The 12,899-nt window shown below is 43.5% G+C and carries 10 protein-coding genes; 3 read left to right on the top strand and 7 right to left on the bottom strand.

Features of this window, described 5'->3' with window-relative positions; translation table 11 throughout:
* Nucleotides 1–43: 43 nt before the first annotated feature.
* The 3 genes from OE749_RS10495 to OE749_RS10485 form a co-directional block, all read right to left on the bottom strand.
* Nucleotides 44–802: a substrate-binding periplasmic protein gene (locus OE749_RS10495; RefSeq protein ID WP_263712413.1), complete on the bottom strand. Its 759-nt coding sequence runs from the start codon at nt 800–802 to the stop codon at nt 44–46.
* A gap of 261 nt (nt 803–1,063) precedes the next feature.
* The gene (locus tag OE749_RS10490) at nt 1,064–3,112 is read right to left on the bottom strand and encodes an NADPH-dependent 2,4-dienoyl-CoA reductase (protein WP_263712412.1); all 2,049 of its coding nucleotides are present in this window, start codon (nt 3,110–3,112) and stop codon (nt 1,064–1,066) included.
* A 19-nt stretch (nt 3,113–3,131) separates the two neighbouring features.
* Entirely contained in the window at nt 3,132–3,989 is an 858-nt protein-coding gene (locus OE749_RS10485; RefSeq protein ID WP_263712411.1) for a crotonase/enoyl-CoA hydratase family protein, read from the bottom strand.
* Nucleotides 3,990–4,126: 137 nt separating this feature from the next.
* On the opposite strand from OE749_RS10485, the gene OE749_RS10480 reads away from it, so the two are divergent.
* A complete protein-coding gene (locus OE749_RS10480) occupies nt 4,127–4,735 on the top strand; it encodes a TetR/AcrR family transcriptional regulator (RefSeq protein WP_263712410.1) in 609 nt (202 codons plus the stop codon).
* Nucleotides 4,736–4,757: 22 nt separating this feature from the next.
* Here the strand turns inward: OE749_RS10480 and OE749_RS10475 are convergent, their stop codons facing one another.
* On the bottom strand, nt 4,758–6,374 hold the full coding sequence (locus OE749_RS10475; RefSeq protein ID WP_263712409.1) for a GMC family oxidoreductase: 1,617 nt from the start codon (nt 6,372–6,374) through the stop codon (nt 4,758–4,760).
* Nucleotides 6,375–6,533: 159 nt separating this feature from the next.
* Here OE749_RS10475 and OE749_RS10470 point away from each other — a divergent pair, with 159 nt between their 5' ends.
* Nucleotides 6,534–7,253, top strand: coding sequence for a hypothetical protein (locus tag OE749_RS10470; RefSeq protein WP_263712408.1), 720 nt, complete (start codon nt 6,534–6,536; stop codon nt 7,251–7,253).
* A gap of 80 nt (nt 7,254–7,333) precedes the next feature.
* Here OE749_RS10470 and OE749_RS10465 read toward each other — a convergent pair whose 3' ends face one another.
* The 3 genes from OE749_RS10465 to OE749_RS10455 form a co-directional block, all read right to left on the bottom strand.
* Nucleotides 7,334–8,830: a wax ester/triacylglycerol synthase domain-containing protein gene (locus OE749_RS10465; RefSeq protein ID WP_263712407.1), complete on the bottom strand. Its 1,497-nt coding sequence runs from the start codon at nt 8,828–8,830 to the stop codon at nt 7,334–7,336.
* Nucleotides 8,831–8,890: 60 nt separating this feature from the next.
* A complete protein-coding gene (locus OE749_RS10460; RefSeq protein WP_263712406.1) occupies nt 8,891–9,556 on the bottom strand; it encodes a TetR/AcrR family transcriptional regulator in 666 nt (221 codons plus the stop codon).
* Between the two features lie 242 nt (nt 9,557–9,798).
* Complete coding sequence (locus OE749_RS10455) at nt 9,799–11,007, bottom strand: DUF445 domain-containing protein (protein WP_263712405.1); 1,209 nt, start codon at nt 11,005–11,007, stop codon at nt 9,799–9,801.
* Between the two features lie 348 nt (nt 11,008–11,355).
* On the opposite strand from OE749_RS10455, the gene OE749_RS10450 reads away from it, so the two are divergent.
* Complete coding sequence (locus OE749_RS10450; RefSeq protein ID WP_263712404.1) at nt 11,356–12,810, top strand: DUF3336 domain-containing protein; 1,455 nt, start codon at nt 11,356–11,358, stop codon at nt 12,808–12,810.
* Nucleotides 12,811–12,899 lie beyond the last annotated feature (89 nt).

Here is a 12,899-nt window from a genome sequence, read left to right as displayed (position 1 = left end):
TACACATTGACTGCTTAGAGAAATCGAGAATGGATCAGAACTATTAGTGAATGACGGCAGGATCGATATCGTGACTAGACAAAATTTTTGCCAATTCACCAGACTGCTTGATTTTAGTGATGCCAAAATTAATGAGTGGCATGAATTGCTGTTTTTCATTTCTTAGGCGAATGAGCAAATCACCACGAGAGTGTAATGAAGTAAACTCTAAACTGACGCCGTGTACGCTAGCCCAAAATTTGGCGGTTTCCTTCTCCAAAATAGCAACACGGACGCGGCCTTTACCGAGCGCCTGTATTAGTTCGCTTTCTGTAGAAAAGTCATGTCGTTTGAATTTATCATCATCATGGTAAAAGTACCCGTCAATGGTGCCGACTGCGTGATCATAATAACTATGTGGTTTTTCGAAGTTTTCACCGTTACCTTCGAGGGTAACAATGTATTCTTGCACTTCAAAAATTGGTTGGCTCACGACAAAATCTTCACCTGGCTGACTTCCTTTTAGCCAAGCCAGACTAATAAACTCAAAATCTATAAGTCCGTCAATCAGCGCTTTTTGCGCGCGTTTAGCTGGAAAGTAAACATGATCAAAAGTCAGGTTGGCATGTTTTGCAATGGCATCGGTCACTTCTTTAAACACACCGTAGCTACCTGAGTTTGCACCTCGTTGATAAGGTACCCAGCGTCCCTCGATGCCCAGATCAAAATACAAGATCTCGCTATTGGCATGTTTTGAACTGTCATTTGCATTGACAAACAATGACGTAAACAACACAAAAACAAATACGACTAATCGACCCATAATCTTCATTCAGGCGGTTGAATTAGAGCATAAAGGCCCTTACTTCAACCCTGTTTCGCTACCATATAATGTATGTACATTAGCGACTTGATTTAAAAGCTATACCGTGAAGCCATCAATTCAAACGCTTAAATTTTATACTCCTACTATGCACCGATTAATGCAAAATGCCTAGTAATTTTTTTTGGCGCAATTTGGCTAGAAATACGAAAGTAAAAGTTAGAGAGCCAGCGCACCGCATTAACACGGTGCGCAGACAGGCTAAATAGCGTTGGCGACTTTTGTTCCTTGTTCTATTGCGCGCTTCGCATCCAGTTCAGCAGCGACATCTGCTCCCCCAATTAGGTGATAAGGCTTGGTTAGCCCATCCACCAGCGCACGAAGTGGTTCCTGACCTGCACAAATCACAATGTTGTCTACCTTGATTATTTGCTGTTCACCGTCCACCGTCACATGCAATCCATCATCATCAATTTTGTGGTATTGAACCGCTGGGATCATGGTTACACCTTTCGCAAGCAATCCAGCTCGGTGCGCCCATCCCGTGGTTTTACCCAAACCCGCACCAACCTTAGTGGTTTTACGCTGAAGCAAAAAGATTTCACGTGCCGATGGATGAGGTTGTGGTGTCATACCTTCGATTCCGCCGCGCGACGTCAATGTCATATCGATTCCCCACTCCTTCATAAATGCAGGAATATTTTGGCTGGTTGATTCGCCTTCATGAGCAAGATATTCAGACACATCAAATCCAATGCCCCCAGCTCCCATCACCGCAACGCGCTTGCCAACAGGCTTCTTATCGCGCAGCACGTCCAAATAGGTCAATACAGACGGATGAGAAATGCCTTCGATGTCGGGTTGACGAGGAACAATCCCTGTAGCAAGTACTACTTCATCAAAATTTCCTTCATTCAAAGTCTGTGCATCTACGTAGGTATTTAGCACAACGTTGACATGATGAAGAGCTAATTGCTTTTTAAAGTATCTCAGTGTTTCGTAAAACTCTTCTTTGCCGGGGATTTGTTTAGCAATGTTAAATTGGCCACCAATTTCACTCGCAGCGTCGAACAATGTGACGTCATGCCCCCGCTGTGCAAGGGTAACTGCTGCAGCTAATCCTGCAGGCCCAGCACCGACCACCGCGACACATTTTTTAACGTCGGCAGACGTAATATTTAATAGTGTCTCGTGACAGGCTCTAGGATTAACCAAGCAACTTGTCATTTTACCCTCAAAGACATGGTCGAGACAGGCTTGGTTGCAGCCTATGCATGTGTTGATTTCATCTGCCCGATCTTCTGCCGCCTTTTGCACGAACTCAGGATCAGCAAGAAACGGTCTTGCCATCGACACCATATCTGCATCCCCTCTTGCCAATACGGCTTCAGCGACATCGGGCATATTGATACGGTTTGAGGTAATCACTGGAATATTGAGCGCTTCTCTAAATTTAGCAGTAACCCAGGTAAACGCTGCACGAGGAACTTTAGTCGCAATGGTAGGAATTCGTGCTTCGTGCCAGCCAATTCCAGTATTAATAATGGTGGCACCCGCATTTTCTATCTCTAGACCTAGCTGCACCACTTCATCATAAGACGAACCGCCCTCAACCAGATCCAACATAGACAATCGGTAGATGATAATAAAGTCTTTCCCAACAGCCTCTCGTACTTGTTTAACCACATCAATTGGCAATTTGATACGGTTTTCATACTCTCCGCCCCATTGGTCATCACGATGGTTAGTACGCTTGGCAATGAACTGATTCAAGAAGTACCCTTCCGAACCCATGATTTCTACACCATCGTAACCGGCCTTTTGTGCTTGCTGAGCTGTAAACACAAAATCACGAATTTGTTGGGCAATACCTTCTTCGTCTAGCGCTTTAGGCTTAAACTTATTGATTGGCGCTTGCACCGCTGAAGGTGCTACGAGATTAGGGTTATACGCGTAGCGTCCAGTATGCAAAATTTGCATACAAATTTTACCACCTGCTTCGTGAACAGCATCGGTGATCACTTTGTGTTCTGCAACACGCTCATCACTATCTAACCTACGAGTATGGGGATGGGTCGCCCCTTCGTCGTTAGGGCCAATACCGCCCGTAACAATTAATCCGACGCCCGCTTTTGCGCGTTCCGCAAAAAATGCGGCCATGCGTTCATGTCCATCAGGCATCTCTTCAAGCCCAGTGTGCATAGAGCCCATCAGCACACGGTTTTTGAGCGTCGTAAAACCTAAATCTAGTGGCTCAAGTAAATGTGGGTATTTTTTAAATCCCGGTAGTGATTCAAATGACTTCTGCATAATTGGTCCTGATAAACGTTTATTTTGTCATGGTAGATTCGTTGGGATGCAACGGTTCAAATGAAGGCATGCGCTTTTCTTGCTGTGCGGTTAATGCTTCTTGAAGGTCAGGCATTTGGAACATACCACTTTGCCAGGTTGCAATGTAATTCAAGCTATCATTCACACTATGATCACGCGCATAGTTGAGCATTTCTTTACATCCCGTTACGGCAACAGGTGAATTCATTGCAATTGAAGCTGCAAGCTTCATTACATGTTTGATGAGTGACGCTTGATCAGCGAAAGTACCATTCACGAATCCGTGTTTTACCGCTTCTTGCGCGTGCAAATCTCGGCCAGTAAATGCCATTTCTCTCACAATGCCTGCGGGCATTAGATGCGGTAAACGTTGCAATGTGCCTACATCGGCGGTCATACCGATTTGCGTTTCTTTAATAGAGAAGAAAGCATCTTCTGTACAGTAGCGAATATCGCACGCACAGAGTAAGTCTAATCCGGCACCAATGGCTCCGCCTTGTACACAGGCAATGACTGGCAGGCGGCAAGTCTCAAGCACGTTGAATGCGGCTTGAAGTTCAAGCACGGTGCGGCGCAATCGCTCTGCTCTTCGAGCAGGTTCACCTTCAAATGAGCGACCAATTTGAGCAAAAACATCTAAATCCATCCCTGCACTAAAGTGCGGCCCAGTCGACGAGATAACAATCACGCGCGCCTCTGCCTGACGATCGATCTCTTTAACGACCTTCGGAAATTCTTCCCAAAAAGCGGGTGACATGCAATTCAGCTTTTCAGGTCGATTTAACTGAATGTGAGCAATGTGATTCTCAATGGAAACCGACACCGTTGTTAGATCAGAAAGTAAATTGTCGCTCATTTTTGTCGTCCTTCTTGATGGTGGTACGTATTGAATACGCCTGACTACATTGATTTAGAATCGTCTTCAACCAAACTAGACAACGTCAAGATAAGAGGTTATTTTGACGCTGTCAAGATTTATGCTACTGTGCGCCCATGAAAGAACAAAACACAAAACGCGCTTATCATCACGGTGATTTGAGAGTCACACTACTTGAGGCCGCAAAAGCGCTAATGGCTGAGGCAGGCATTGAAGGATTATCTTTAAGAAAGCTGGCTGACAAAGTCGGCGTATCGCGAACAGCGCCTTATCATCACTTTAAAGATAAAAATGAATTGCTTTGTGCCATTGCAGCTGAAGGCTTTGAGCATTGGCATACACTGGCAGATGAAATACTGGCTAAAACGCACCTTTCGCCAAAGGCGCGTTATCGCGAGTTTGTGTATGAGTACATTCGTTATGCCTCTGAAAATCCAGAAATGTATGATCTGATGTTTGGTCGCACGATTTGGAAACAAAATACTGCCACAGACGCACTGAAAAACGTGGCATTTCCAAGCTTTCAATATCAGGTCACTATGACAAAAAAGTGGCAAGAGCAAGGAATTATGCCAAAAGAGGAAGACCCTTTAAGGCTCGCGCAAGTTACGTGGGGAACCATTCATGGTATTGCCAGATTGCTCATTGATGGTATTTATGCCGATACCAGCCACATAGACGAGATGTGCGAGACGGTTGTAAATCTGTTTATTCAGGACAAGTAACAATGAGCATAATTTGACGACCCTAATGCCACCCTGTCTTAATTAAATCTGCGGCTTTTTCTGCAATCATAATGGTAGGTGCATTGGTATTTCCACCAATTAATGAGGGCATAACCGACGCATCAACCACACGTAAACTGCGCACTCCCCTCACTTGCAATTTTGAATTAACGACAGCCATTTCGTCTTCCGGCGCACCCATTTTGCATGTGCCGATTGGATGGTAGATGGTTTCTGCGTGTTGACGCAAAAACGCAAGAATATCTTCGTCGCTCTGTTTGTCTTTTCCCGGTGTCACTTCACGAGGTAAATATTGCGTAAACTCTGGCGCATTAAGAATAGCGCGGGCCTTTCTCACACCGTCTATCATGACTTTGCGATCATCTTCATGTGCGAGATAATTAGGATCAATCACGGGCGCGTGCTGTGGATCACTGCTTCTCAACTGGATACTTCCTCGGCTTTTTGGATACAAACAGCACACATGAATACCGAAACCATAGCCAAACGCCGTAGAGCGCCCATGATCTTGTAAAATTGCAGGTAAAAAGTGGTATTGCAAATCAGGCACTTGCCCAGCTAAGGCACTTTTTACAAATCCACCGGCCTCTGCAATGTTAGACGTCAATAACCCCGTTCTACCTGAGAGGTATTTGAAAAAATGAGAAACATACATGGGCAAGGCACGTACATCTACCGCGTAACCCTGTTTGGCCTTACAACGGTATTGAACAATCGCATCTAGATGGTCTTGTAAGTTTTGCCCCACCCCCGGTAAATCTACGTTTACTTCGACGCCTTTCTCCGCAAGCGCGTTTGCGCTTCCTATACCTGATAACATTAACAAGTGTGGTGTATTGATTGCACCACCGCTTAAAATCACTTCATGCTTAGCCGTTGCGACTTTGCGTTCACCCGCTTGCAGATACTCTACTCCTTTAGCCGTTTTATCATCTAGTAGTACCCGTTGCGCCTGCGCATTTGTTATTACAGTTAAGTTAGGCCGCGACATAGCGGGCAGCAAATACGCTCTGGCCGCCGAACAACGGCGCCCTTCCTTCTGTGTTACCTGATAAAAGCCGACACCCTCACGTTGATAACTGTTAAAATCTCCAACATGTTTCACGCCCACTTGCTCTGCGGCTTTGACGAAGGATTGAGATAGCGTATTGGTATGGCGTAAGTCTTCTACTCTAAGAGGACCATCTGCGCCATGCAATTCGCTGCCCCCATGCTGCTGCGACTCTGAGCGCTTAAAGTAAGGAAGTACCGATTCCCAATCCCATCCCTCTGCGCCTAATTCGGCCCATCGGTCATAGTCTTCGGCGGCACCGCGTATGTAACACATGGCATTGATAGAACTAGAGCCTCCCAGCGTTTTACCTCTTGGCCAGAACATTTCTCTATTATTTAAATGACGTTGGGGAACGGTTTGATAATTCCAATTAACGTGTTTTACACGAGACAACAAAGAGAGCCCAAAAGGGATATGAATAAACATATGTTTATCGGCGCCACCTGCTTCTAGCAAACACACGTTGATACCCGGATTCTCTGACAATCGCGCCGCTAATGTTGCGCCTGCCGAACCCGCCCCGACAATGACGTAATCAAATTCAGATTGCGATGGTGTTTTCATTTACTCTCCCTGCTCACATACTAATCAGACGTCTTACCAGTTTATCAAGTGTTGAAAGAAATGTGTTATGAGTTGGTTAAATTTCAGTAAATAATTAATACATATTGACTTTCACATAAAAAGCTCGGTAAAACACCCTTTTTATTTAGAAGGCAATCTGTGACAAAAGTGAGTTGGCGACACAAGGGAAAACAACTGCTAGCGAAATGGCTGATTAAAATTGGCAAACTGCGTTATGTCGATTACGAAAAAAGTCAGCTACAAAACAAGATTTTAGCTCACTTGCCTTACACGCTGCCGATCCGAGTACCTTTAGGAAAAGGTAACTTAACCATTGAAACACTATCCTTAACTTTCAATCCTTTGCAAAATCACATCCATGCTCAACTTTTTACTGACTTTACAATTACTTCTGTAAGTGCAACGCTATATCGCGCTCATGTCAGTATTGCCACAACACTGTCTATTGCCTTCAAATCAGAACTCCACGCCGTCGTTATTGATCAAATTGATATTAATGAAATTCGCTTAATCAAAGATGAGTATGCGTTAGTTAACCAATCCAGAGAGGCGCTTGCCACGCTCGTCCCTCATCATTTACAAAATTTGGTACTGGGCACAGTAAAATCAGCACTTGGCTTTTTAACCGCTGGCGTATCCGATGCATCGCTAGATTACGTCTCTTTATTCACCAATGGCAGCAAGCAAAATATTCTGGACTACCATCATACTCAGCTGGAAGAAAAGTTGCGCCATTTCACTTGCACGCCATCTTGCCAATACATACTTGATGGGAATGACTGGGAAGAAGCGTTATTTATAAAATACGGTAGCCATATCACTATCGAAAGTGACGTTATTCGTTTTCACTTTGCCTAATCGTTGTTAAGCAAGGCTGCTATACTGCATCCAGCCCTTAACCATCAAACTGAATCAACCAAACCGAACGACTTTGCGTTTTATCCCGTCATTTGGTTACCACTCACGCCTACTGAGCCTGAATGTGTGTGATCAGAGGGAATTTGCTCCTCTACAATTGTGAGTCCAATATCAACTACCTTCTCACCAATATCATCGATTGATGTAGACGGGTCATCTATTGACTTCTCAAGTAACGTAAAAGCATCTTTGAAATACTGCGCCATTGATTCCAATGAGTCGATATACCGATCAGCACAAACCAGCCCAACATTCGCCTTTCCGTTATAGGTAAGCAGCGTGATATTCACGCCACCTCCCGGCGTCATCGTAGAAATGGGATAACACGCGAGTAGCTTTGCATCTTTTAAATAACGCGTATGATTTGGCCCTGGAATATTAGAGATTAAGATATTACCAATGGGTTTCACCCAATCAGATAAATGTAATAGTTCAAAAAGTAGCGCAAAAGACTGTATCAAAATAGTGTAATAACTAAATGCCATTGGTCTGGCGCGCTTGGCTGCCCGTTTTACAATACGGTGATTTTCAATGATTTGACGTAAACGAAGATAGGGATCTTTCTTACCATGCGCTAACCTAACGGGTACTATAGCAATTCTATTTCCCGAGGTATGTTCGCCTGGTTTTCGCAGATTAATTGGCATGTTGGTAAACAACGCTTTTTCAAAGGAATGGCCATGATCCTTAAGAAATTGGTGAACGCCGATATCAAAGCAACATAATAAAATTTCGTTCACAGATGCACGCGTGCGTTTACTTAGCTGTTTGACACGCTCAAAATCAAGATCGACCGTAGAAACCACCCGCCCTTTCAAAACTTGTCCAGTTAACAGGGTTTTGGTTCCACTAAACGGAATTGGCATATAATTACGATTTACCCATAAGAGCTTCAGAAGCAAGCGAATCAGAATAACGGTCAAGTCAAAAATAACGCGAAGACACTCTAGCCCATTACTCAGCCATAGTTTCCAATTCGCAATGCGCTTCCCATGACGTTTTTTCCTGAGTCTTGCCCAAATAGGGACAAAACCGTCAGTTGTGGGTGTGGGTTCATACCCTTCTTGAAACCAGCGAACGAGTGTCGCACCATCACCGTACATATGGTGTACTTTGAAAAATATGGCGAACCGTTTACTTTTTTTATCCTCAATCAAGTGGTATTGCCATAAAGGTTTATCTCGATCTAGCCACTTTTCATGCAGTGAAGCCACAAACTGATGAACGAGAGACGCATCGTTTACATCATCAATCACATGGTATTGGACGTGATAATCCATATCTAACTTCGTGATAGGTTTAAGCGAAGTTGGAAAGCCCAACACCCGTTTAACCACACAGTTGAAAGGTGCCACTGCTTTGGTGTGTTGGCGCATTTCGTTAAACAATGAAACAACGTAATGGCTACCACCATTCTCAGGTTTTTCAAGAAACTGCAATCCGGCTACATGCTTAGGATTATCTTGAGACTCAGTGATCCAAAAACTGCGATCTAAAAACGACATTCTTTTTGTCAAGGTCTCACTCCAATTATTACTTTTTCGCTCTATTCACCTGCTGCATGCTGACTAATCAGCTCAAGCAATAGTGGTTTTGCTAAGATGCAAATCACTTTCTTGTTCACTGCCCTGCACAAACTGTACTAGCTCTTCTAAGCCACCGTCATTTTTTGCTAAATAAGGACGGAGAACAAACAACACTCGTTGCAAAAAAGCGTCGATATGCTTTTTTTCATGGGCCTTCTCATCAAGCTTTGGCAGAACCTGAATAGGTTGATAAAACAGCGCCACAATGAGATCAGAAACATAGGCTTGGTCTTTTTCTGTCACACTAAGAAGATTCATCGCACAGTATTGGTTCAATTGAGCATCAACGCACTGTTTTAGTGCATCAAACATGCGTTGTAACTTAGGTGTCACACCAGAATAGCGGCTAGTCAGTTCGACTTGATTATGGTGAAAAAAGCGGAACAAAAAATGTTGTTCTTGCGCTAAATATAGAAAGCTAAAGAATTCAGGTAAGGTCAAAGCCGTGTTTTTTGCACTCGAAAGTATTTTATCTAGTTGTCTGCAGTACAAATCCAACAACGCCAATACAAGTACCTCTTTTCCCTTGAAATGGTAGTACAAATTGCCAGGACTGATGTCTAGTTCATCTGCAATTTCAACGCTAGTGACATTAGATTCACCGCGCTGATTAAACAGTGCCAATGCTGTAAACAGGATCCTTTCTGCTGTTTTCATTCCCCCCCCATCCAGGTCAATATTTTAACCCAATATTTCACACTAATTCTATAATGTATAGATAGCTATGGTACAGATTTGCTCTTTTATTGTTCAACTGCTCAATAATAAAGCAAATGTATTGCAAAAAGTGTGACACCTACATGACATAGATCAGCTTTTCGCTAAATCAGTATACCGATATCCCATTCGTTGCTTGGGGCACAGGGCAAAAAATCAGACAAGATGACGGGTAAATAAGGCTAAACCAGCATAATATAAAGTTGGCAGAATCCAGCGAGCATACCTAATATGGCACCGACTACGATTAGTTTCCATTCGTCAGCCTGGTAAGCAGGCCGCAATACACTCTCAAAATCCTCTGGTGACAAAGCTTGTAATCGTTCACATAAATCATGCCCGACTTGTAGTGCCTGATTCGCATATTCGTAGGCATATAACAAATATTTGTCAGAGCTATCGAAAATCATTCGGGCGGCGCGTTCTTTCATTTTGAAATATTTTTCTGAACCCACACCAATTGCAAAATAAGGTTGAGCAATCGCCACGTAGCGCTCGATAGCATCATTGACATGAAGCTCAATAAGCTCAAGAAGCTGCTCAGAACCAGAGCCATGGAGAACGCTTTGAGTAATATTGCGTGAATTAATGAGTTTACGTTCAACAATGTCGGCGTATACTCGTGAAACCTCTTTCTGGCGCTTTAAAAACATACCTTGAATGGTTAAGCCAAACACGTTGATTGGGCGTTTGGGTTCAAAGATAATTTTGATTGCAATCCAATTCGTCAGGTAACCGACTAATAACCCGCCCAATGGTAATATCCACCACGCTTGATAAAAGTACCAAAACACCATAGTGGGTATACCGAACAAAAAACCAAAGTACAGGCCAGAGCGCTCAATGAACGGAAATTCTTTCTCGCCAGATTTGAGAAATATTTCGTTGATTAATTCGGGATTCTCAACGAGGTGATTAACCACAAGCTCTTTAATATCTAAAATCTCGTCAACGTTGTGCTTAAAATCTTCCACCATTTTATGCACCACATTCGGCATGTCTGCTTCAATACGTTTATAGACGAGGTTTTTTCCTTGTACTGGAATTGACGCCCATAAAGCGGGAGCCGACTCTTGCATGACATCATTCACGATTCGGCGAATCACTTGATTCAGCCTACGCTGAATAGAAAATGTGAGCTTATCTGGTTCAAGACGTGATGCTAACTCCTGCACACTCAGCAACTTACCCAGAACCAAATCGACCTCAATTTCAGCCATTTCTTTTCGCTTCATGGGAATCAAGCCCTGCCACCCAAAAAAAGGCTTTATTCCCACAAATGAAATCGGGTAAAACATCATTTTCACTGCAAGGTAGTTAGTCGCCCACCCCACTAGTGCACTGATGATTGGGATAAGGAGAAGAATTAGGTGTTCGGTGTTCCAGTCCATGTAGGTTGCATAAAACCTTTGCGTTATCTGAGCAAAGTTCAGGCTAACCACTCATTTTAGAATGGTCAATCTAATTTTGAAATTTCTTAACCAAGGCAAGATGTTAGGTGCCCTAATTGCCGTCAATATTCACCTTAAGCTCATTCTTGATAAACACCAAAATCAAATTGGTCATAATCATCCAATGCGTCGTACAAGAATAAAAACAAGTAAAAGAAAATTGGGTAGCAATTTCTAATTAATCCGAACACTATAAGAATAAATTGAAGTCATTATGTTTAGCCAAATTCATGCGGCCACGTTTTACTAAGTGACAAACTGGGCTTTAACAGGAACAGCGGGTAACTCATGTTAAAAAGACAGTTAGCTTCTCTCGAAAAAGCGATTTCAAATGCACGCAGTTACGAAGAGTACGTTGAAGCGTGCCAAGCGCATGACGGGCTGTCAGGTGCCGACGAATGGAAAGCAAAGGATGTGTCTCACGACTACGATTACCGTTTGATTAGAAAGCGCCTAAATCGAATGCAAATAGCGCGCTCTAAAGGTGACACCGAGGGCCTAATGTCAATTCTTCATGAAGGGCTTCATGGGAATCTTGCCAATATTGCTAATCCGGTTATGAATTTAAAGGCCAAAATGGGCACCAAAGTCCTTATAGAGTCATTCATTACTGAAGTGTGCACGGCGTTAGATAACATCTTCAATGCTGACGAAACAGAGATTGATTTTTACCACAAATTGTCTTTTTTCGAAGAAACCACGCATGCATATGGGCAAACCTGCTTGATGCTCAGTGGCGGTGCTGGTCTTGGCTTTTTTCATGGGGGCGTGGTTAAGTCGCTAGCAGAGCATAGTCTCTTGCCGAATGTGATTTCTGGCGCCAGCGCTGGCTCAATCATCGCTTCGCTTATCGGCACGCGAACCGACGAAGAACTCAAAACCTTTTTTCAACCCGAGCATGTTTACGAGAGATTCCGGGATTGGAATATTTGGAAAGGTATGGGCAAACGTAGCTTGCTAGATAGCACTCCGCTAGAGAATGCCCTCATTGAGTTATTTGATCTCACCACATTTGAAGAAGCATATAAAAAGACAGGACGCCATGTTACGGTGACTGTGTCACCTGCAGATATCCATCAACACTCTCGATTGCTCAATGCCAAAACATCGCCTAATGCGATCATCACACAAGCAGTAAGAGCATCTTGTGCCATTCCTTTGATATTTAGCGCAGTACAATTAAAAGCCAAAGCTCCAAATGGCGACATTGTCCCATATATTCCCAACCGCCGATTTGTTGATGGCTCTCTAATGGCAGACATGCCGTTTCAAAGGCTGGCACGCTTGTATGGCGTGAATCATAGCATTGTGAGTCAAACAAACCCTATCGCGGTGCCATTCTTGTCTCGCAATAAAAGCCCTAGAAAAGGCATTTGGTCATTGACCACCCGACATTTAGGAAGCCTAGCCAAAAGTAATAGCATCTTTGCTTTCGATATACTGGAAACCCTAACGAAAAATCGCACAGCTCGCTTGGGAATACACAAAATCCGTTCTATCATTGAGCAGCAATATGTGGGAGATATCAATATTCTTCCAGAGAGAGGATTAGGCAACGTTAAACACATCTTTGCAAATCCTTCGCTTGAGGGGATAACAACACTCATGGATAATGCTGAACGCGCAACCTGGCCGCAAATCGATGTAATTAAAAGAAACACACGAATCAGCAAAACCCTTAACAAGCACCTAACTGCTCTCAAAACTAAAGAAGCCAAACTATTATCTCAAGCGACCATTTAATAAGACAGTCTATGAAGGAAAGTTCACTCGGCACCTAAAGGGATTCGATTTTCTCAGTTTAGCCCGCAAAAAAATCCCGGCTTCAAAGT

The sequence above is a fragment of the Fluctibacter corallii genome (assembly GCF_025751585.1).
Lineage (GTDB): Bacteria > Pseudomonadota > Gammaproteobacteria > Enterobacterales > Alteromonadaceae > Fluctibacter_A > Fluctibacter_A corallii.
Note: the sequence above shows the minus strand (reverse complement) of the source record. Positions and strands in the feature narration are given on the sequence as shown.